Origin of the sequence: Mesorhizobium sp. M8A.F.Ca.ET.057.01.1.1, assembly GCF_003952565.1 — a bacterium.
Lineage (GTDB): Bacteria > Pseudomonadota > Alphaproteobacteria > Rhizobiales > Rhizobiaceae > Mesorhizobium.
The window spans coordinates 1680315-1699648 of record NZ_CP034454.1 but is presented as its reverse complement, the minus strand read 5'-3'; the positions used below and the strand labels follow the sequence as shown (position 1 = coordinate 1699648).

General features: G+C 64.2%; 21 protein-coding genes. 11 read left to right on the top strand and 10 right to left on the bottom strand.

All coding sequences use genetic code 11. From position 1 onward, the window contains the following. Window positions 1-2 precede the first annotated feature (2 nt). On the top strand, window positions 3-893 hold the full coding sequence (locus EJ077_RS07660) for a polysaccharide deacetylase family protein (protein ID WP_208700908.1): 891 nt from the start codon (window positions 3-5) through the stop codon (window positions 891-893). A gap of 71 nt (window positions 894-964) precedes the next feature. On the opposite strand, the gene EJ077_RS07655 is transcribed toward EJ077_RS07660, so the two are convergent. The 3 genes from EJ077_RS07655 to mntR all read right to left on the bottom strand — a co-directional run bounded on the left by EJ077_RS07655 (window position 965) and on the right by mntR (window position 2569). Next, window positions 965-1732 (bottom strand): alpha/beta fold hydrolase, encoded by a 768-nt coding sequence (locus tag EJ077_RS07655; RefSeq protein WP_245458664.1) that lies wholly within the window; start codon window positions 1730-1732, stop codon window positions 965-967. A 94-nt stretch (window positions 1733-1826) separates the two neighbouring features. Beyond that, window positions 1827-2015 (bottom strand): hypothetical protein, encoded by a 189-nt coding sequence (locus tag EJ077_RS07650; RefSeq protein WP_208700905.1) that lies wholly within the window; start codon window positions 2013-2015, stop codon window positions 1827-1829. A gap of 104 nt (window positions 2016-2119) precedes the next feature. Next, on the bottom strand, window positions 2120-2569 hold the full coding sequence (mntR, locus tag EJ077_RS07645) for a manganese-binding transcriptional regulator MntR (protein ID WP_208700903.1): 450 nt from the start codon (window positions 2567-2569) through the stop codon (window positions 2120-2122). Between the two features lie 213 nt (window positions 2570-2782). Here mntR and EJ077_RS07640 point away from each other — a divergent pair, with 213 nt between their 5' ends. From EJ077_RS07640 to EJ077_RS07630, 3 genes are all read left to right on the top strand, one after another. Beyond that, a complete protein-coding gene (locus EJ077_RS07640; RefSeq protein ID WP_208700901.1) occupies window positions 2783-4147 on the top strand; it encodes an Nramp family divalent metal transporter in 1365 nt (454 codons plus the stop codon). Window positions 4148-4201: 54 nt separating this feature from the next. Continuing rightward, entirely contained in the window at window positions 4202-5044 is an 843-nt protein-coding gene (locus EJ077_RS07635; RefSeq protein ID WP_208700899.1) for a protein-L-isoaspartate O-methyltransferase family protein, read from the top strand. Between the two features lie 93 nt (window positions 5045-5137). Further along, window positions 5138-5788: a dihydrofolate reductase family protein gene (locus tag EJ077_RS07630; protein ID WP_208700897.1), complete on the top strand. Its 651-nt coding sequence runs from the start codon at window positions 5138-5140 to the stop codon at window positions 5786-5788. 68 nt (window positions 5789-5856) lie between these two features. On the opposite strand, the gene EJ077_RS07625 is transcribed toward EJ077_RS07630, so the two are convergent. Further along, window positions 5857-6726, bottom strand: a complete 870-nt coding sequence (locus EJ077_RS07625) for a LysR family transcriptional regulator (protein WP_208700895.1) — start codon at window positions 6724-6726, stop codon at window positions 5857-5859. Window positions 6727-6820: 94 nt separating this feature from the next. Between EJ077_RS07625 and EJ077_RS07620 the strand changes: the two genes are divergently transcribed. Continuing rightward, window positions 6821-7420 carry a LysE family translocator gene (locus tag EJ077_RS07620; RefSeq protein WP_208700893.1) on the top strand — a complete coding sequence of 200 codons (600 nt, stop codon included), beginning with the start codon at window positions 6821-6823 and terminating at the stop codon, window positions 7418-7420. Window positions 7421-7909: 489 nt separating this feature from the next. Here the strand turns inward: EJ077_RS07620 and EJ077_RS07615 are convergent, their stop codons facing one another. Then, a complete protein-coding gene (locus EJ077_RS07615) occupies window positions 7910-8704 on the bottom strand; it encodes an SDR family NAD(P)-dependent oxidoreductase (RefSeq protein WP_208700891.1) in 795 nt (264 codons plus the stop codon). 283 nt (window positions 8705-8987) lie between these two features. Between EJ077_RS07615 and EJ077_RS07610 the strand changes: the two genes are divergently transcribed. Further along, window positions 8988-9452: a MarR family winged helix-turn-helix transcriptional regulator gene (locus EJ077_RS07610; RefSeq protein WP_208700889.1), complete on the top strand. Its 465-nt coding sequence runs from the start codon at window positions 8988-8990 to the stop codon at window positions 9450-9452. A gap of 46 nt (window positions 9453-9498) precedes the next feature. Here EJ077_RS07610 and EJ077_RS07605 read toward each other — a convergent pair whose 3' ends face one another. After that, a complete protein-coding gene (locus EJ077_RS07605) occupies window positions 9499-10677 on the bottom strand; it encodes an MFS transporter (RefSeq protein ID WP_208700887.1) in 1179 nt (392 codons plus the stop codon). 195 nt (window positions 10678-10872) lie between these two features. Between EJ077_RS07605 and EJ077_RS07600 the strand changes: the two genes are divergently transcribed. The 5 genes from EJ077_RS07600 to carB all read left to right on the top strand — a co-directional run bounded on the left by EJ077_RS07600 (window position 10873) and on the right by carB (window position 16654). After that, window positions 10873-11229 (top strand): ArsR/SmtB family transcription factor, encoded by a 357-nt coding sequence (locus EJ077_RS07600; protein ID WP_135884117.1) that lies wholly within the window; start codon window positions 10873-10875, stop codon window positions 11227-11229. A 68-nt stretch (window positions 11230-11297) separates the two neighbouring features. Continuing rightward, a complete protein-coding gene (locus EJ077_RS07595; RefSeq protein WP_208700885.1) occupies window positions 11298-12074 on the top strand; it encodes a metallophosphoesterase family protein in 777 nt (258 codons plus the stop codon). 103 nt (window positions 12075-12177) lie between these two features. Continuing rightward, window positions 12178-12591 (top strand): SH3 domain-containing protein, encoded by a 414-nt coding sequence (locus tag EJ077_RS31910; protein WP_245458663.1) that lies wholly within the window; start codon window positions 12178-12180, stop codon window positions 12589-12591. 71 nt (window positions 12592-12662) lie between these two features. Beyond that, on the top strand, window positions 12663-12968 hold the full coding sequence (locus tag EJ077_RS31905) for a hypothetical protein (RefSeq protein ID WP_245458662.1): 306 nt from the start codon (window positions 12663-12665) through the stop codon (window positions 12966-12968). 182 nt (window positions 12969-13150) lie between these two features. Continuing rightward, window positions 13151-16654: a carbamoyl-phosphate synthase large subunit gene (gene carB, locus EJ077_RS07585; RefSeq protein ID WP_208700883.1), complete on the top strand. Its 3504-nt coding sequence runs from the start codon at window positions 13151-13153 to the stop codon at window positions 16652-16654. Between the two features lie 96 nt (window positions 16655-16750). Here the strand turns inward: carB and EJ077_RS32515 are convergent, their stop codons facing one another. The 4 genes from EJ077_RS32515 to EJ077_RS07565 all read right to left on the bottom strand — a co-directional run bounded on the left by EJ077_RS32515 (window position 16751) and on the right by EJ077_RS07565 (window position 19108). Next, window positions 16751-17119, bottom strand: coding sequence for an ABC transporter substrate-binding protein (locus EJ077_RS32515; protein ID WP_208700881.1), 369 nt, complete (start codon window positions 17117-17119; stop codon window positions 16751-16753). After that, on the bottom strand, window positions 17104-17751 hold the full coding sequence (locus EJ077_RS32510; RefSeq protein ID WP_281040197.1) for a branched-chain amino acid ABC transporter substrate-binding protein: 648 nt from the start codon (window positions 17749-17751) through the stop codon (window positions 17104-17106). The genes EJ077_RS32515 and EJ077_RS32510 overlap by 16 nt, the downstream gene beginning before the upstream one ends. A 262-nt stretch (window positions 17752-18013) precedes the next feature. Next, entirely contained in the window at window positions 18014-18406 is a 393-nt protein-coding gene (locus EJ077_RS07570; protein WP_208700877.1) for a Rid family hydrolase, read from the bottom strand. 237 nt (window positions 18407-18643) lie between these two features. Further along, window positions 18644-19108 carry a cupin domain-containing protein gene (locus tag EJ077_RS07565; RefSeq protein ID WP_208700875.1) on the bottom strand — a complete coding sequence of 155 codons (465 nt, stop codon included), beginning with the start codon at window positions 19106-19108 and terminating at the stop codon, window positions 18644-18646. Window positions 19109-19334: the final 226 nt, after the last annotated feature.

The window sequence follows — 19334 nt, the reverse complement described above, 5'->3', positions numbered from 1 at the left end:
CCATGGCTTTCGTGTCAGGGCGCCGTCTGGCGCAGCTGTTTGGTATTGTCGCCCTGGGCGCGTTGGCCACCGGTTGCACGACGGCGAAACCTGCGACCGACGCCAAGAGTGGCAAGCTCGCCTATGCGACAGAGCCGAAGGAGACCGGCGCGGGCGGCTTCTTCTCCTCGCATTCCTTCAGCGGCCTTGCCGGCCGCAGCGTCACCGTCAACAGCATCGCCGACCTCAGGCTGCGCAACCACGAAGTGGTGCTGACCTTCGATGACGGCCCGATGCCCGGCCGCACCGAGAACATCCTGAAGGTGCTCGACAATGCCGCCGTCAAGGCGACCTTCATGATGGTCGGCCAGATGGCCCGCTCCTACCCTGCCCTTGTGCGCGAGGTCGCCGCGCACGGCCACACGATCGGCACCCATACCCAGAACCATGCCAACCTGACGCAAATGAGTGCCTCGGGGGCGCAAGCGCAGATCGACGGCGGCATCAAGAGCGTGTCGGCCGCGCTGGTGCCATCCATGCACGGCGTCGCGCCTTTCTTCCGCTTTCCTTATCTCGCCTCGACGGCGGCCTTGCGCCGTCAACTCGCGGCGCGCGGCATCGTCGTCATCGACGCCGATATCGATTCCAAGGACTATTTCCCGTCGACGCCGGACCAGGTGCGCAAGCGCACCATGGCGGGCATCGAACAGCGCGGCTCCGGCATCATCCTGATGCACGACATCCATCCGCGCACCGCGCAGATGCTGCCGCACCTGCTCGCCGACCTCCGAGCCAAGGGCTACAAGGTGGTGCGGCTGGTGCCCGGCCACCGCAGCCGCGAACCGCTGGTGTCATCGCTAACGACAGGCACCGCGACGACGGTCCAGCAGACGGCCTTCGCCGGGACCCGTTAGTGACACGGGAATTGCGTAGAAACAAAAGGCGCTGGATAGATCCGGCGTTTCTATCGAACGCTGGAATGTCGCTAGCCGGCTTCCATGCTCCGCCAGAACTGAAGGACCGTGGCGGCGATCGCTTCCGGCGCGTCTTCCTGGACGAGATGCTTGGCGTTCGGGACTGTTTCAAACGCCGCGCCGGAAATGCGCCGCGCCAGTTCCCGGCCGTCCTTTACCGGGATCCAATCGTCATTGTCGCCCCAGAGGATGGTGACCGGACATCGAATCTCGTCGTATCGCCACTCCACCTCCTCAGTGTACTTGTCATCCATCTGCGCGACTTGCCTCCAGAAGGCCTTCTGGCCTTCGTCGCCAAGCCATGGACGCAGATAGGCCTGCATCTCGTCTTCGCGTAGCGGATTGTACGTCGCGCCATCGATGTAGGCGCGCAAGATCGCTTCGTGAACATACGCTGGCAGATCGGCAAAAACCTTCTCGTTCTGTTTGGCTGCCTGGACCAGCGGCGAACCTTGCGGGCTGATGGCCACTGGATCGATCAACACCAGCGAGCGGAACTCCAAACCGTTGAGCAGATGACCGCGCAGAGCGGTCGATCCGCCGAAATCATGCGCGACCACGTCGGGCCGTTCCAGCTTCCAGTGGGCGTAGAGCGCCGCGAACAATTCGTTCTGAATGCCGCGCGACACATCGCCGTCAGGCTTGTCCGACCAGCCATAGCCAAGCATGTCGAAATAGTGGACGCGCCGCTGCTTCGCGAGCCATGGCGCGATGCGGCGCCACTCCACCGAGGAGAATGGCGTACCATGGAGAACGACAGCGGGCGGTCCTTCCCCCATCACACCCCAGGCAATTGAATGTCCTTGAAAGACAAAGCGTTCGGATGGGCGCCACTCGATCGTCATCAGCATCGGCCCAGAATTGCTGGCGGACTTACTTTTTCTGCTTGGCGCCGGCGCTCTTGCCGTCCGAGCTTTTCGAGCGTTCCTCGAAACGATCGGCGCCTTTCTTCAGCGAGTGACCCATTTCGGCCTCGGTCTTGCGCTCATCCCTGGCCGCCGCCTGCTTTAGTCCTGTGGCTGCCTGTTTGCCTTTTGCGGTCGGTGCCTGCTCGACGCCCATTGCTTCCTCCCTGGCGCGCAACAAGCGCGCGATGAGATGCAACGCGCATAAGCGGCGGCGGTTCCAGCGGCTAATGCTGTCCGGCAACCCGGCAATGACACGCCTCAGCGCGCCGTCATCGCCTTGCGGAACGCGTCCAGCGTTTCGGCGCTGACATGGTGCTCGATGCCCTCGGCGTCGATGCGCGCCGTCTCGGCACTGACGCCGAGCGAGCGCAGGAAGGCTTCCACCGTCTGGTGGCGGACGCGGCTTTCCTGTGCGACCTTGCGACCGGCTTCGGTGAGGAAGACGCCGCGATAGGGTTTTCGCGACACCAGCCCGTCGGCGCACAGCCGCGTCAGCATCTTGGCCACCGTCGGCTGGGCGACGCCGAGCCGCGCGGCGATGTCGACCTGGCGCGCCTCGTTGCCGTCCTCGATCAGGTCGGCGATCAGCTCGACATAATCCTCGACCAGCGCGCTACGGCGCGCTTCGCGCGTCTGCCGGAACCCTTCCGAATGGACATCGGCATCGAGCAACGGCTCACGCGGAACCGGTCTGTTCTTCAGCGCCAATGCGCGCTCCTCCTCGGAAGTTTAGCCGTCGCTGCTTTTATAGCACAGGCTCTGATTCTTCAGGCCGTTTATTTGCATTCCGCGAGAGGTGCAACCGGCGCCTCCGGCTGCCCGCCTCACAACAAGCACCGACAATGAAATATAGCCTATTGCATAATGTTGAGCCATGGCATAGCTTATGCGCATTCTCCGGAACCTGCGGAAAGCCTTTTCATGTCAGAAGCAGACGTCACAGCCCCCCGGTCCGCATGGCGGTTCGCCAAACGGGAGGAGGACGATCAGCCCAGTCTGCGCGAGGTCAATTCCAGCGTCGCGGTGCCGACTTCGGGCGTCTGGTTTCGCCGGCTGTTCGCCTTCATGGGGCCGGGCTACATGGTCTCGGTCGGCTATATGGACCCGGGCAACTGGGCGACCGACCTCGCCGGCGGCGCCCAGTTCGGCTACACATTGCTGTTCATCATCATGCTGTCCAACCTGATGGCGATCCTGCTGCAGGCGCTGGCCGCGCGGCTTGGCATTGCCACCGGCCGCGACCTCGCCCAGGCCTGCCGCGCCTACTACCCGCGCCCGGTCAATTTCGTGCTGTGGATCGCCTGCGAGCTCGCCATCATCGCCTGTGACCTCGCCGAGGTGATCGGCACCGCGATCGCGCTGCAGCTTTTGTTCGGCATCCCGCTGATCGGCGGCGCCATACTCACCGCGCTCGACGCTTTCCTCGTGCTGCTCTTGATGAACAAGGGGTTCCGCTATCTTGAAGCCTTCGTCGTCGCGCTTCTGATCATCATTTTCAGCTGCTTTGCCATCCAGATTTTCGTTGCCGCCCCGCCGGCCGGCACGATCCTGCATTCGATGTTCGTGCCGTCCTCCGAGATCGTCACCAACCCGGCGATGCTCTACATCGCCATCGGCATCATCGGCGCCACGGTCATGCCGCATAATCTCTATCTGCACTCCTCGATCGTGCAGACCCGCGCCTATGAACGCACCGACGCGGGCAAGCGCGATGCCATCAAATGGGCGACGGCGGACTCCACTATCGCTTTGATGCTGGCGCTGTTCGTCAACGCCGCAATCCTGATCGTCGCGGCGGTCGCCTTCCACGACACCGGCCACCAGGATGTCGCCGAGATCGACCAGGCCTTCAAGCTCCTGTCGCCGCTGCTGGGCCTGGGCATCGCCTCGATCCTGTTTGCCGTGGCCCTGCTCGCCTCGGGCCTCAACTCGACGGTGACGGCAACGCTCGCCGGCCAGATCATCATGGAAGGCTTTCTGCGGCTGCGCATCCCCAACTGGGCACGGCGGCTGCTGACGCGCGGCCTCGCTATCGTCCCTGTGGTGGCAGTCACCGCCCTCTATGGCGAGAAAGGCACCGGCCAGTTGCTGGTGTTCAGCCAGGTGGTATTGTCCATGCAGCTGCCCTTCGCGGTCATTCCGCTGGTGCAGTTCGTCTCCGACAAGAAGAAGATGGGCAACCTCGCCATCCCGCGCGGCGTGGCGGCATTGGCCTGGGTGGTCGCGGCCATCATCCTGGTGCTCAATTTCAAGCTGCTCTACGACACCATGTCCGGCGTTGGTTGAAGCTCCGTCTAATCCCGGGACAAACCGCCAGATCGCTCTATCTTTCCCGATGCCATGAGCAACATCGAAGACATCAGGAGATTCTACGCGCGGCTGATGGCGGCCAACACCGCTTCATCGGATCCCCGCCTGGAAGATATGTTCGCCAGCGTGCCGCGCGAAGCCTTTCTCGGTCCGGGGCCATGGACGGTCATTGCCGGCAACGCCAAGATCACGACGCCGAGCGCCGACCCGGCCCATGTCTACCAGAATGTGCTGGTGACGCTCGACGCCGAAAAGGGCATCAACAATGGCGAGCCGTTCCTGCACGCCATGTGGATCGGAAAGCTGGCGCCAAGACCCGGCGAGGCCGTCACGCATATCGGCGCCGGCAGCGGTTACTACACGGCTTTGCTGGCCACGCTGGTTTCGCCAGGCGGCACCGTCGCCGCTTTCGAGCTCGACGACCGGATGGCCGAACTGGCGCGCAGAAATCTCGAAGCCTATGGCAATGCGACTGTTGTCCATGGCGATGCCGTGACCTCGCCCCTGCCGCCATCCGACATCATCTATGTCAATGCTGGCGTCGTGGCCCCTCCCGCCGGATGGCTGAGGGCGCTGCGCCCCGGTGGCCGCATGATCTTCCCGTGGCGTCCGGCCGAGAGCATTCCGTTCGCAGTGATGGTGACCCGCGGCGAGAAAGGCTTTGCCTGCCATCCGTTCATGCGCTCGTGGTTCATCCCTTGCGTCGGCGCCTCGGCGATCCCTCCTGATGCGAAGATCCCGACACGCGAAGAGGCCACGCGCAGCCGTTCTGTCTGGCTGATTGAGGACAGGCAGCCAGACAGCACCGCCACGGCAATCCTCGGCGAAGTCTGGTTCTCTTCCGATCCCGTTCACGCCGGCGACAACGGCTAGAAATTTGTCGTCGCGTGTCGAAAAGGAAGCCTGCCGTTCGTCGTAAGCTTGAATCCGGCCGTGATGGCGCGGATCGCAAAAAGGAGAAGACGGATGAGAAAAATCATCGCCGCGACCTTCGTCAGTCTCGATGGCGTCATGCAAGCGCCGGGCGGTCCGGAAGAAGATCCGGCCGGCGGGTTCGAATTCGGCGGCTGGACGTTCCACTACTTTGACGAGGTGGCGAGCGCGGCAATGGAGGACCTGTTCTCCAAACCGTTCGCCCTGCTGCTCGGCCGCAGAACCTACGACATCTTCGCCGCGTACTGGCCGTATCAGAAAGATCCGATCGCGGATGCCTTCAACCCCGCGACCAAATATGTGGCGACGCATCGGCCGGATACTCTGGCCTGGCAGAACACGCACGCGCTTGGGCCCGACATCATCGCGGCTTTGCGCCGCCTCAGCCAGGAAGATGGACCTGACCTGCTCATCCAGGGATCGGGCAATCTGATCCAGACCTTGCTCGCCAACGGGCTGATCGACGAGATCCGGCTGATGATCTTCCCGCTGTTGCTGGGCAGGGGCAAGCGGTTGTTCGGCGATGCCGCGATGCCGGCCGCCTTCAAGCTTGTCAAATCGCAGGCTTCCACCACCGGCGTCATCATGGCGACCTACGAGCGCGCGGGCGAAATCGAGGTCGGCTCCTTTGTCACCGGCGAGCCATCCGGCGCCGAACTCGAGCGGCGCAAGAACTGGAAATAGCGGGACCCGGCCTTGGCACCTTTCCTCTCCCTCCGGAGGGGGGAGAGGAAACCAGGTTCTGCTTGGTCTCAAGCCGCCTGCGCCCTCCGCCCCAGCCCCTCACGGATATGCCGCGCGAACTCCCGCGCAGCCGTACCCACGCCATGTCCCGGCAGATGCAGGTTGATGGCAAAATTCGGCAGCGGCGGCAGGCCGGCGTCGAACGGCAATATGTCGAGATCCGCCGGCACGGTGGAAGCCAGCCATGTGGTGACGGCCAGGTCCGAGCGCACCGTCGCCGTGGTCGCGTCGATATTGCCGTTCTCGAACACGCTGCGCCATTCCAGCCCATGCGCGTTGAGTGCAGACAGCACCACCGGCCGGAAGGCGCAGGTGTCGGCAACGATCGAGACCGGCAATGGCCGCTTGGCGCGGGCCGCCCCACCCCTTGCCCCGACCCAGACCAGCCGGTCGATGGCCAGGCATTCGCCCGAGGTCGGGCCGACCCGCTCCTCGATCACCGCGAGGTCGATGGTTCCCGCCGCCAGTGCCGCCCCCAGTTCCGGCGAGGAGGCGCAGAGCAGCGATATCTCGACCTGGGGATAGGCTTCGGCATAGGCTTTCAGCACGGGCGCCAGCAAGGTGCCGACAAGGTCGTAGGGCACGCCGAGCCGCACCTGGCCGGCGACAGCGCTCCCCACCATCTCGGTCCAGATCTCGTCATTGAGGCTGAGCAGGCGCCTGGCCTTGTCGAACAGCCGCTCGCCGGAATGGGTCAGGCGCAGACCGCGCCGGTCGCGCTCGAACAGGCTGCAGCCGAGCATCTCCTCCAAGCGCTTGACCTGCTGGCTGACCGCGCCCTGCGTCAGATGCAGCGCGTTCGCAGCCGCCGTCATGCTGGCCTTGCCGGCGACGGTGACGAAGGTGCGCACGAGGCTAGTGTCGAGATTGCGGATCATTCTGCATTATAGATGCTAATGCTGATCATCGCAAACATTGCATTTACTGATGTAAGACCACGTCTACCATGGAGCTGCCGACAAAGGATGCCCCATGCTCCAGCCTATCTTGCCGCTGATCCTGTTTGCCTTTGTGGCCACCGCCACGCCGGGCATCGCCACCACCCTGTCGACCGCTTCCGGGGCCCGGTTCGGCTTCCGAAGGTCGATCCCGCTGATGATCGGCAGCGCCGCCGGGCTCGCTACCGTGACAGGGGCCGCCGCCGCCGGGCTTGCCGGGCTGCTGCTTGCCATGCCGTCGCTGCAGCTTGCCATGAAGATCGCCGGCTCGCTCTATCTCCTCTGGCTGTCAATCAGAATAGGCCGCGCCGGGCCACCCAATCTTGACGTGACCATGGCCAGGCCGAACAGCTTCTTCGGTGGCGCCGGCATCCAGTGGATGAACCCGAAGGGCTGGGCGATGGGACTGGGCGCGGCAGCCTCCTTCGCCGCGCTTGCCGACGGGCCAGGACAACTGGCGCTCCTGCTCGGCTCGACCTTCGGCCTTGCCGCGGCCATCTCGCTGTCTGCCTGGTGCGCGGCCGGCATGGTGCTGGCACGGCTGTTGAAGACCGAGTGGCAATGGCGAGCGCTCAACATCGTGCTGGCGTTGGTGCTCGCCGCCTCGATCATTCCGATGTGGCAGACGCATTAGAGCAATTCCAGGAAAAGTGTGAAACGGTTTTCCGTTCGGAATTGCGTAAAAACAAAGAGTTAGAGCCGTTCGGCGATTCCGTGAAATGCGGAACGGCTCTAGAAGCGTCGGCCTTCCAGGAGTTGGGTTTCTTGCCCCGCCATAGCGCTACGGGACGCGCGCATTTCCAGGCGGCTCTGGTAGCGGCGATCGCGTGGCATGACGGCTTAGCGCGTGAATTGTCTTGTGCCGCGCTGGTCGACCCCCACTCCGTCTCGGCTTCGCCGAGCCACCTCTCCCCCGATCGACGGGGGAGAGGAAAAGCGCCAGGCTCTTTGCCGTCAATGCTCGCCCAGTAGCGCTCCCTTCCTTTCCCTCCGGAGGGGGAAAGGTGGCGCGGCGAAGCCGCGACGGATTTGGGGAACCACGTGGCAATTAAGCCTCGGGCCGATCCGCCACGCTGGTCACGGAAGATGTGCACAAGCGCCAGAGTCCCAGACCGAAGTGGCCTCAGGCCGCGTAGCGGGCCGCCGGCTTGTCGGCGTGCAAGCTGCCATAGAACGCCTGCCGGGCGCTGAGGAACGTATCCAGCTTTCCCGTATCGGCAAGCGCTGGCACGGTGACGGCTTCGCCCCGGGCCAGGCCGACGAGAGCGGCATCGACCATATCGTCGGCGGTCATGATGATCTCCTTCGGAAGCGTATCGATATCGCTGCCGGCAAGTTCCCAGAAATCGGTCCGGGTCGCCCCCGGCAGCACCACTTGCACCTTCACTCCGGTGCCCGCGACCTCGCGGTGCAGGGCTTCGGTGAAGTTGACGACATAGGCCTTGGTTCCGCTGTAGATGCCGCCGAACGAGGTCTCATAGGCGAGCACCGACGCGATGTTGACGATGGCGCCACGGTTGCGCGCCAGCAGTCCAGGCAGCACGGCTCGGGTCAGCCGGGTCAGCGCCACGACATTGACCTTGATCATGCGCTCGGCGGCATCCGCGTCGGCGGTTGCCACCACTGCCTGACCGCCAAGGCCGGCATTGTTGACCAGCAGCGTCACACTCTCGTCGGTTGATATCGCCTTCTCGACGCGGCGCACATCGTCGTCGTCGGACAGGTCGGCCGCGATCACGCTGACGTTACGGCTGTAGGCATGGCGCAGCTTCTCGGCCAATTCCCCGAGCCGATCGGCGCGGCGCGCCACCAGCACCAGGTCATAGCCCTGCCCCGCCAGCCGGTCGGCATAGACGGCGCCGATGCCTGAGGAAGCGCCTGTTATCACGGCTGTCCCCTTGTTGTCGTTCTTGCTCATTGTCACGTTCCTTCTGTTCGCTCTTATTCGGCTTCGACCAACGCGCCGGCAGCCGAGCCCATTGTCCTGGTATTAATTAGTGGCATATGCCACTTTTCCGAAATAGGTATATGCCACTATCTTGTCAACGGCGGCCACGAAAACTATTTCTGCGGGAGGCTGGCGCCCCTGCCAGAGCAATTCCAGCAGAAGTGCTCAGCGGTTTTGCGCCCGAAATTGCGTAAGAAGAGAGAGCATTGGAGCGATGCCGTTTTCGCCGGAAATGCTCCGGCAAGGAGTTGACATGACCGACGTTCAGCAGCCGGGATTCAGCCAGTGCAACAATGCCACCTTGCGGCGCACCGCGCGCAGGCTCGGCCGCTTCTACGACGATGCGCTGGCGCCTTCCGGCTTGAAGGGCACGCAGTTCGGCCTGCTCTTCCAGATCAGTGTCGGCGGCGAGCCGGCGATGGGAGCCATTGCCGAGGCGTTGATCATGGATCTCTCGGCACTCGGCCACACGTTGAAGCCTCTGGTCCGCGACGGCTATGTCGAAACCTTCGCCGACAAGGACGATCGCCGCGTAAAGCGCGTGCGGCTGACGCCGGCCGGCCAGGCCAAGCTCGACGAGGCGATCAAGCTATGGAGCGTTGCCCAGCGGCAATTCGAGGCCATGATCGGCGCCGAGCAGGCCGCGAAACTGCGGGCCACGCTCGATGAAGTGGCTGCGTTGAACCTGGAACTGCCCGTGGCCACTCCTTCCAGCTGAAGAAGCGGCCGCGTAAAAAACCGGGATGTAAGCCTCGGGGCCGGTCTTATTCCGCCGGCATCGCTACCGGTCTGGCAAACACCCGCCCCGCCAGCACGATGCCGAGCCCGATGACCGGGAAGGCCGCGGCGATCAGGCCGAGATCGGCCGGCGCGCCGTAGCGCAATACCGCTCCACCCACCACGGCACCGAGCGCCACGCCCAGATAGAGCGCCGAGGCATTGAGCGACAGCACGATCGGGGCCGCGTCGGGGGCGAGCTTGATGATGCGGCTCGCCTGCGCCGGCGGGAAGGCCCAGCCGACGATGCCCCACGGCACCATCATGCCCATCAGCGCCGGTCCGGCGAGGTGATGCGGCAGGAAGGTCGGGATCAGCGAGAAGGTGACGAGCATGGCGGCGGAGAGCGTCAGTGACCAGCCGACCGTGCGCGTCGCGCCGAAACGATCGGCGGCCTGGCCGCCTGCAATGTTGCCGATGACGGCGCCGGCGCCGAAGGCGAGCAGCATGCCCGGCAGCGCGATCGGCGACAGCCCGGCGCCTTCGATGGCGAGCGGCGCGATGAAGCTGAACACGGTGAACGCGCCGATGAGGGCAAGCGCCGTCGTCACTAGGATCGGCATCACGCCGGGACGCATCGCCGCCGCCAGCCGGCGCTTCAGCGGCAGCCGGGTGCCGATAATGCCGCGTGGCAGCCGGTACCACAGGATGGCGCCGGCCAGCGCGCCAAGGCCGGCAATGGCGTAGAAGGTGCCGCGCCAGCCGGCGATGGCCGCGACCAGCGCACCGAGCGGCGCGCCGATGGCGACGGCCACCGTGGTGCCGCCGACGACGACGGCGATGGCGCGGGCCCGGTGATGGTCATCGACCAGCGCCACCGCCGTGCCTTGCGCGGTCGCCGCGAACAGCCCCGACGACAGCGCCATGATGATGCGCGCGACGAGTAGCACTTCGAAGGATGAGCTCAGGGCGGCGACGACATTGCCGATGACGAAGAACACCAGCGTCCACAGGATGACGCGGCGCCGGTCCCATTCGCCGGTCAGCGTCGCCAGGATCGGCGTGCCGATCGCATAGGCAAGCGCGAAAGCGGTGATCAGCGAGCCGGCGAGCGGCACGGAGATGCCGGCATCCCTGGCGATGTCGGGCAGAAGGCTGGAGATGACGAAGCCCTCCGTCGAGATCGCGAACGATCCGAGCGCCAGCCAGAAGATTCTCTTGTCCATGGGAATGTGTCCTTAGTTCAAAAGTTATTGAACAATTGGACATAACGGGCCATGATGTCAATGAAGCCAGGGCAAAATAGCTGAACTATGCTGACAGCCCTGTGTCAGGACGGTCTCGGGAAGGAGAAGCAGTGTGTATGGGCCGAGCAGGATCGACGCGTTGAAATCGGCCCGAACTGTGCTTAGGTTCCTGCCATGACCTTGCCACACCCCAATACGGACCAGATCAGCCTGCCCATCGTGCTCGGCGTGCTCGGCGACCCGACGCGGCTCGCCATCGTGCGCTATCTGGCCAGCAAGGAAGGCGTGCCACTGAACTGCAGCCGCTTCCTCGACCTCGCCTCCAAGACCAATCTGAGTTACCACCTAGCCAAACTGCGCGAGGCCGGCGTCACCCGCGCCGAGGTGGTCGGCACCAACCGCATGATCACGCTCCGCCGGGCCGATCTCGACGCCCGCTTCCCCGGCTTGCTCGACAGTGTCATCGCCGCGGCCGCGGACGACACCGCCCTGCCCGCGGTCGGCGGTCATGATTTGGAAATGCCGGCCTGAACTTTTTCCTCTCCCTCGCGAAGCGCGGGTAAGGAAGCCAGGTCCTGCCACCCACCGGGAATCTCCTCATGCGCATAGCCGTCCTCGCCGACATCCACGGCAACGTTCTCGCCCTCGACGCCGTGATTGAGGACCTGACGCGGCGCGGCGGCGCCGACCTCACCGTCAATCTCGGCGACAGCGTTTCCGGGCCGCTGTGGCCGCGCGAGACGATGGAACGGCTGCAAGCGCTCAACCTGCCGACGGTGCGCGGCAACCATGACCGCCGCGTCGCCGCCGATCCCCCTGACGAAACCATGTGGGCGTCCGATGTCTATGCGCAGGAGCGGCTGACGCAGGCGCAGCGCGATGCGCTGTTCGCCCAGCCGCTGACCCTGGAGGTCGCGCCTGGCGTCATTGCCTTCCATGCCCGCCCCGACCATGACGAGAAATATCTGCTCGATGCCGTGACCGATGGCCATTTGGTGCGCGCCCCGCTGGCGGCGATCCGGCGGCGGCTGAAGACACTCGACCCGGCCTGCCGCATTGCGCTCTGCGGCCACAGCCACCGCGCGGAATTGATCCGCATCCCGAACGGTCCAGTCATCTTCAATCCGGGCAGCATCGGCTGCCCTGCCTATGACGACGACACGCCGCCGGCGCATGTCTCCGAACAGGGCTCGCCGCACGCCCGCTACGGCATCGTCACCTTGGGCGGCGCCGGTCGGCAGGATCGATTCGAGATGATCGCGGTGGACTACGACCACGAGGCGGCGGCGCGTCAGGCCGAACAGGCGGGACGCCCGGAATGGGCGCACGGCCTGCGCACCGGCTTCATGCCGGAAGCGGCCCAGCACCATGGCTAGACTGAATTTTCCGACTTACATGGCGGCGCGTCGTCCCTTATAAAACCGGCCGGGCATGCGGCGACCGCCGCGGCAGGGTGATTTGAGTACGGCGCACAGCCAAATGATGAGGCGCACGGTCACGCTCCGACAAAGTTTGCATGCGCTGATTGCCGCTCCGCTGCTGATGGCGTGGCCGGCTGTCGTGCCGGCCCATGCCGAAGAGGCGCCGTTCATCTCCGTTGTCACCGGGCTCGCCCCCGACGACCTGCTCAATGTCCGCGCCAAGCCATCGCCGATCGGCAAGACCGAGGCCCGTCTGGCCGCCGGTGCGAGCGTCCGAAACCTCGGCTGCAACGACATTGACGGCCACCCTTGGTGCAAGATCGAATCGGACAATCCCAAGGCAACCGGCTGGACGCCAGCGCGCTATCTCATTCCCCTCAATCCGGCGACGGTGCCCGACCAGGCCGCGGATACGCCTGCCGGCGCGCCCCCGAAGGAGGTACCGGCGCGACGCCCGATGCACCCGACCTGACCGCTCGGCTGGGCAGCACCACCCAGCCGGCCAGCCCCGAAACCAAGCCGAAATCCGCGGCGGAGATCGCCATGCAGGATGCCTATGGCCTGGCGCTGGCGGCGAACGGAACCCTGCAAATTCCCTGCGCCCGCTACGTTGGACAGCCCATGGCGCCCTGCGCGGCGAACGTGACGCGCAAGGGTACGGACAAGGCCGACGTGACCGTGACCTGGCCCGATGGCGGCAGCCGCGTCATCTCCTTCGATGCCGGCCTGCCGGCAAGCTCGGACGCCGGCAGCGACTTCCGCTTCACCAGGGAAGGCAGCCTCAACATGATCCGCATTGGCGTGTCAGAGCGCTTCGAGATCATGGATACGGTGGTGCTGGGGGATTGAGACGCTGGCGGGACAGCGCTTGTTGCCGAGAGCCACACAAACCCGCATTTTCGGGGTTACATCGGGCAAAACTCTTCCCTATAAGGCCCTCCTAGCCTGATACCAGAATCGCGAGCACAACCGGCCGGGTCTTCCCGTCCCGGTTTTTTGTGCAAGCCCGCTGCCGAACGGAATTCATAGACATGCCCAGACGCACCGACATCAAGTCGATCCTGATCATCGGGGCCGGCCCCATCGTCATCGGCCAGGCCTGCGAGTTCGACTATTCCGGCACCCAGGCGTGCAAGGCGCTGAAGGAAGAAGGCTTCCGCGTCATCCTGGTCAATTCCAACCCGGCCACCATCATGACCGACCCGGAACTGGCCGACGCCACCTATATCGAGCCGATCACGCCCGAAGTCGTGGCCAAGATCATCGCCAAGGAACGGCCCGACGCGCTCTTGCCGACCATGGGCGGCCAGACCGCGCTCAACACCGCACTGTCGCTGCGCCGCATGGGCGTGCTCGAGCGTTACAATGTCGAGATGATCGGCGCCGATGCCCATGCCATCGACAAGGCCGAGGACCGCGCGTTGTTTCGCGAGGCGATGAAGACGATTGGGCTCGAAACGCCGAAGTCGATGCTGGCCAACGCCACCGACGTCAAGAACGCCGACCGCAAGACGCATGAGGCCGAGCGCGCCGCGCTGAAGGCCGAAAAACCTGACAATCTCGACGCCGCGCTCGATGCGCTCGAAACGCGCTGGAACCTCGGCGAAGGCGACCGCAAGCAGCGGTATATCAGCCATGGCATGGCGATCGCCGCCCAGGCGCTCGACCATGTCGGCCTCCCCGCCATCATCCGCCCGTCCTTCACCATGGGCGGCACCGGCGGCGGCATCGCCTACAACAGGGCCGAATTCTACGACATCGTCCAGTCCGGCCTCGACGCCTCGCCGACTACCGAAGTGCTGATCGAGGAAAGCGTGCTCGGCTGGAAGGAATATGAGATGGAGGTGGTCCGCGACAGAGCGGACAATTGCATCATCGTCTGCTCGATCGAGAACATCGACCCGATGGGCGTGCACACCGGCGATTCCATCACCGTCGCCCCGGCGCTGACCCTCACAGACAAAGAATACCAAATGATGCGCAACGCCTCGATCGCGGTGCTGCGCGAGATCGGCGTCGAGACCGGCGGCTCCAACGTGCAGTTCGCCGTCAATCCGGCCGATGGCCGTCTCGTCGTCATCGAGATGAACCCGCGCGTCTCGCGCTCCTCGGCTCTGGCCTCCAAGGCGACCGGTTTCCCGATCGCCAAGATCGCCGCCAAGCTCGCCGTCGGCTACACGCTGGACGAGCTGGAGAACGACATCACCGGCGGCGCCACGCCCGCCTCGTTCGAGCCGTCGATCGATTATGTCGTGACGAAGATCCCGCGCTTTGCCTTCGAAAAATTTCCCGGCGCCGAGCCGGTGCTGACCACCGCCATGAAGTCGGTGGGCGAAGTCATGGCTATCGGCCGCACTTTCCAGGAATCGTTGCAGAAGGCGCTGCGCGGACTGGAAACCGGCCTCACCGGCCTCGACGAGATCGAGATCCCCGGCCTCGGCCACGGCGCCGTGGCGGCCAACCACGCCGACGACCGCAACGCCATCCGCGCCGCCTTGGGCACGCCGACGCCGGACCGGCTGCGCATGGTGGCGCAGGCGATCCGCATGGGCACGTCGCTGGAAGACGTGCACGCCATGTGCAAGATCGACCCGTGGTTCCTCGAACAGATCGCTGGCATCCTGGCCATGGAAGCCCGCATCCGCGAGCACGGCATTCCTGAGGACGCCGTCAATCTGCGCATGTTGAAGGCCATGGGCTTCTCCGACGCCCGCCTCGCCTCGCTGACGAAGACCGACGCCGAAGTGATTCAGAAGATTCGTGAAAAGCTCGACGTTCATCCGGTTTATAAGCGCATCGACACTTGCGCGGCCGAGTTCGCCTCGCCCACCGCCTACATGTATTCGACCTATGAAGTGCCCTTCGCCGGCGCGCTCGCCAACGAGGCGCAGGTCTCGGCGCGCAAGAAGGTGGTCATCCTCGGCGGCGGTCCGAACCGCATCGGCCAGGGCATCGAGTTCGACTATTGCTGCTGCCACGCGGCCTTCGCGCTGCGCGACGCAGGCTATGAAGCGATCATGATCAACTGCAACCCCGAAACCGTGTCGACCGACTACGACACTTCGGACCGGCTCTATTTCGAGCCGCTGACGGCGGAGGACGTGCTGGAGATCCTGCGCGCCGAGCAGGCCTCGGGCGAGTTGGTCGGCGTCATCGTCCAGTTCGGCGGCCAGACGCCGCTGAAGCTGGCCGACGCGCTGGAGAAGGCAGGGATACCGATCCTCGGCACCTCGCCCGACATGATCGACCTGGCCGAAGACCGCGACCGCTTCCAGAAGCTGCTGCACAAGCTGAACCTCAGCCAGCCGAAGAACGGCATCGCCTATTCGGTCGAGCAGGCCCGCCTCGTCGCCGGCGAGCTCGGCTTCCCGCTGGTGGTGCGCCCCTCCTACGTGCTCGGGGGCCGCGCCATGCAGATCATCCATGACGAGGGCATGCTGCAAAATTACCTGCTCGACACCGTGCCCGGCCTGGTGCCGGAGGACATCAAGCAGAAATACCCCAACGACAAGACCGGTCAGATCAACACGCTGCTGGGCAAGAACCCGCTGCTGTTCGACACCTATCTCTCGGGCGCCATCGAGGTCGATGTCGACTGCCTCTGCGACGGCAAGGCGACCTTCGTGTCGGGCATTCTCGAACACATCGAGGAGGCCGGCATCCACTCGGGCGACTCGGCCTGCTCGCTCCCCGTTCACTCGCTGCCATCGGAATTGGTCGAAGAGCTGGAACGACAGACAGCAAGCCTTGCCCGCGCGCTCAATGTCGGCGGCCTGATGAACGTGCAGTACGCGATCAAGGACGGCACGGTCTATGTGCTGGAGGTCAACCCGCGCGCGTCACGCACCGTGCCCTTCGTCGCCAAGACCATCGGGCGTCCCATTGCGAAAATCGCCGCCCGCATCATGGCCGGCGAGACGCTGGAAGACGCCTTCTCACATTACGGCGCCATGCCCGACCCGCGCAACCCCGGCCACATCGCGGTCAAGGAAGCCGTCTTCCCCTTCGCCCGCTTCCCCGGCGTCGACATCCTGCTCGGCCCGGAAATGCGCTCCACCGGCGAGGTCATGGGCCTGGACCGCGACTTCGCGCTGGCCTTCGCCAAGAGCCAGCTCGGCGCCGGTGTTGACCTGCCCCGCTCCGGCACGCTGTTCGTCTCGGTGCGCGACGAGGACAAGAAAGGCATATTGCCGGCGGTCAAGCGCCTCGCCGGCCTCGGCTTCAAGGTGCTGGCCACCTCAGGCACGCAACGCTTCCTCGCCGAAAACGGCGTCGTGGCAGAAAAGATCAACAAGGTCCTCGAAGGCCGCCCCCACATCGAAGACGCCATCCGCAACCGCCAGGTCCAGATCGTCTTCAACACGACGGACGGCCAGAAGGCGGTGTCGGACTCGAAGTCGCTACGCAGGGCAACGCTGATGCAGAAGGTGCCGTATTACACGACGCTGTCGGGCGCAGCGGCCGTCGCGGAGGCGATCGCGGCGTTGAAGGCTGGGAGCCTGGAGGTCAGGCCGCTGCAGGAGTATTTTGCTTGAGTGATTGGCTCCCTTCTCCCCGTTCAACGGGGAGAAGGTGCCGGCAGGCGGATGAGGGGCAGCACTCACATCTCAAGTTCGGACTGCCAAGCGGCCCTATTTCATCGGCTCCAACGACAGGCCACCGTTCGCCTGTTTCGTCCAGACATACATCGCCACATCAGGCTGGCGCCGATCGCCTTTCGCGTCGAACGTCAGATCGCCCAATACGGTCGAAATCGGCTTGCCTGATTTTATGGCGGCGGCGACGAGCCTCGGCGCTTGGACTCCTGCCATCTCGATACCTCCGGCAATGACCTGGACGGCGGCATAGGACTTCAACGTATAAGCCTCGGGCTCGAACCCCTGGGAGCGAAAACGCGCAACCACATCCTTTGCAGCTGGATTGGACCGGTCCTCGGGCGAAAACACGATCAGGGTCCCCTGAACAGCCGGCCCGGCCAAGCCAGTCAGACCCTTGACCATGGCTCCGTCCCGGAGATGAATTGCAGGTGCATATCAGCCTCGTCACTTTGACGAATAAGCCGGCCCAACTGGTCCCCCAAGCCGGCAAAGAACGCAACGTCGATCTTCGCGGCTTTCATTCTGCCGATCAGATCCCCAAAATTGGTCTGATCATATCTAACCTTGATAGCCAGCTTTTCAGGATGCCCCTTTGCTCGCAGCGCCTTCCGGGCCTTGTTCGCCAAGCCGTCACCATAGGGCGTGCCATCACTTACGATGGCCAGATTGCGAGCTGCGAAATGATCCACCATGTATTCGCCGGCAAACGTCCCTTGAACATCGTCACGCCCCGCCGTGCGAACAACATTCCAGAGCTTGAATTCGGTAAGCCCGGGATTTGTGGATGCTGGACTGACCATCACAGTATTGTTCTTGGCGTAAATTTGCGAAGCTGGAATTGAAGACCCTGAATTGTAGTGGCCGACAACAAAGCGAACTCTGTCCCTAGCAAATGCCTTGGCAATGGCGATGGCGGTAACCGGATTCCCCTGATCATCAAGGACGACAAGCGCTATCTTGCATCCCCCAATCCCACCTTTGGCATTGATGTCGTCTGCTGCGAGTTGAGCGCCACGGCGCATTTCCTCGCCCATGAGGGCCCAATCTCCCGTCATTGGACCGGCCACGGCCATGGGAATATCAGGGCATGCCGCGGCTGCTGATTGAGAAGCCGTTGACGCCGCCAACAGGCCCAACGCCAATATTGTAAAAAGCCGAGGAAGCCCGACCCAAAGACTACGCATTTCCGCCCCCAGAAAGGTATTTAGAAAGTAGTCTTCCAAGACAGGAAGCTAACATGCGCTTTCAGCAAATTGAAGGTCTCCGCCGCAGCGAACGGAATCTTGTAGTGCGCCCTCAAGCCACCGCCACGCACTCAATCTCAATATCGAACTCCATCGGCCACGACGCCACCGGCACAAAGCTCCGCGCCGGCGGGTTCGTCGAAAAGTACCGGGCATACACCCTGTTTATCGCGTTGTAGAACCCGGAATTGACGGCGTAGATGCGCACCATCACCACGTTTTCCAGCGACGTGCCGGCCGCTTCCAGGCAGTGTTTCAGCGCTTTCAGCGACGCCTCGGTCTGGACCTCGATGTCGCCGCGCACCATCTCGCCGGTCACCATGTCCACCGGCGGCGTCGCCGAGATGAACACGAAGCCGTTGGCCTTCACCGCCGTCGAACAGGGCAGGCCGAGTGAGCGCACCTTGTCAGACATGACGGGGACTTCGATGACTTGTTTTTTCATGATGATGCTCCCTGGGTTGGCAAGGTTAGCGCCAGGCCCCTCACCCAGCCTCCGCTTCGCTCGGCTGACCTCTCCCGAGGGAGAGGAGATTACGAGCGCCAGCGCCAAGCTCTTCTCCCCAGCGGGGAGAAGGTGGACGCGAAGCGGCCGGATGAGGGGGCTGGCGCCGACTCCTGCGGTTATAGGCAGCTTATCCCGACACGGGCGGAACGCCAGCGCGGACGCATGGTCCAGCCCTCACCCCTGCCCCGGATAGGGCGTGCCGTCCTTGTGCAAAAACCGCCCGTCCGAACTCGGGCTCATCATGTCGATGTCGGAGCAGGTAATCACATCGTCCGGCTTGCGCGAGCCGACCTCCAGATAGAGCGCCGTCGTCGATGAGCGGTTGATCATGTGGTGGCCGTTGCCGCTGTTCTTGGCGAAGGCAGCACTATCGCCCGCCCTGAGCAGCGTCTCGCCGCCATCCTCGACCAGCACCAGTTCGCCTTCCAGCACATAGACGAGCTCGTCCTCATGGCTGTGCCAGTGGCGCTGGCTCGACCAGCCGCCGGGCGGCAAGGTCATCAGGTTGACGCCGAAATCGGTGAGCCCGCCGGCATCGCCGAGGCGGCGCCGCGTGCGGTCGGCGCAAGGGGCGTCGAAAGGGGTGGGATAGCCGGAGCCTTTGCGGACGGGCACGGATGCGAGATCGATCTTGGGCATGGGGTGCTCCCGAGGGTGATGTCGGGCAGTGTAGTTCATGGCGGGTGGAGGCAAAGGGCGATGTTGGGTGTGGGGTTGCCACGGGGCGAGAGACATCGGACTTGGCACCCTACGGCGCCCCCCTCTGTCCTGCCGGACATCTCCCCCACGGGTGGGGAGATTGGCGGCTTCGGCGCCGGCTCTCTTCTTGCAACGTTGGAAATTGGCGAAGGCCGAGATGACAGCC

Coding starts and splice junctions, on each gene's coding strand:
- EJ077_RS07595 (WP_208700885.1), top strand. CDS start 11,298: ATGCGCATAGCCGTCCTCGCCGACATCCACGGCAACGTTCTCGCCCTC.
- EJ077_RS07630 (WP_208700897.1), top strand. CDS start 5,138: ATGAGAAAAATCATCGCCGCGACCTTCGTCAGTCTCGATGGCGTCATG.
- EJ077_RS07615 (WP_208700891.1), bottom strand. CDS start 8,704: ATGAGCAAGAACGACAACAAGGGGACAGCCGTGATAACAGGCGCTTCC.
- EJ077_RS07565 (WP_208700875.1), bottom strand. CDS start 19,108: ATGCCCAAGATCGATCTCGCATCCGTGCCCGTCCGCAAAGGCTCCGGC.
- EJ077_RS07625 (WP_208700895.1), bottom strand. CDS start 6,726: ATGATCCGCAATCTCGACACTAGCCTCGTGCGCACCTTCGTCACCGTC.
- EJ077_RS07640 (WP_208700901.1), top strand. CDS start 2,783: ATGTCAGAAGCAGACGTCACAGCCCCCCGGTCCGCATGGCGGTTCGCC.
- EJ077_RS31905 (WP_245458662.1), top strand. CDS start 12,663: ATGCAGGATGCCTATGGCCTGGCGCTGGCGGCGAACGGAACCCTGCAA.
- EJ077_RS07610 (WP_208700889.1), top strand. CDS start 8,988: ATGACCGACGTTCAGCAGCCGGGATTCAGCCAGTGCAACAATGCCACC.
- EJ077_RS31910 (WP_245458663.1), top strand. CDS start 12,178: ATGATGAGGCGCACGGTCACGCTCCGACAAAGTTTGCATGCGCTGATT.
- EJ077_RS07655 (WP_245458664.1), bottom strand. CDS start 1,732: ATGGGGGAAGGACCGCCCGCTGTCGTTCTCCATGGTACGCCATTCTCC.
- EJ077_RS07600 (WP_135884117.1), top strand. CDS start 10,873: ATGACCTTGCCACACCCCAATACGGACCAGATCAGCCTGCCCATCGTG.
- EJ077_RS07635 (WP_208700899.1), top strand. CDS start 4,202: ATGAGCAACATCGAAGACATCAGGAGATTCTACGCGCGGCTGATGGCG.
- EJ077_RS32510 (WP_281040197.1), bottom strand. CDS start 17,751: ATGGGCGAGGAAATGCGCCGTGGCGCTCAACTCGCAGCAGACGACATC.
- EJ077_RS07660 (WP_208700908.1), top strand. CDS start 3: ATGGCTTTCGTGTCAGGGCGCCGTCTGGCGCAGCTGTTTGGTATTGTC.
- EJ077_RS07650 (WP_208700905.1), bottom strand. CDS start 2,015: ATGGGCGTCGAGCAGGCACCGACCGCAAAAGGCAAACAGGCAGCCACA.
- EJ077_RS07570 (WP_208700877.1), bottom strand. CDS start 18,406: ATGAAAAAACAAGTCATCGAAGTCCCCGTCATGTCTGACAAGGTGCGC.
- EJ077_RS07605 (WP_208700887.1), bottom strand. CDS start 10,677: ATGGACAAGAGAATCTTCTGGCTGGCGCTCGGATCGTTCGCGATCTCG.
- EJ077_RS32515 (WP_208700881.1), bottom strand. CDS start 17,119: ATGGTCAAGGGTCTGACTGGCTTGGCCGGGCCGGCTGTTCAGGGGACC.
- carB (WP_208700883.1), top strand. CDS start 13,151: ATGCCCAGACGCACCGACATCAAGTCGATCCTGATCATCGGGGCCGGC.
- EJ077_RS07620 (WP_208700893.1), top strand. CDS start 6,821: ATGCTCCAGCCTATCTTGCCGCTGATCCTGTTTGCCTTTGTGGCCACC.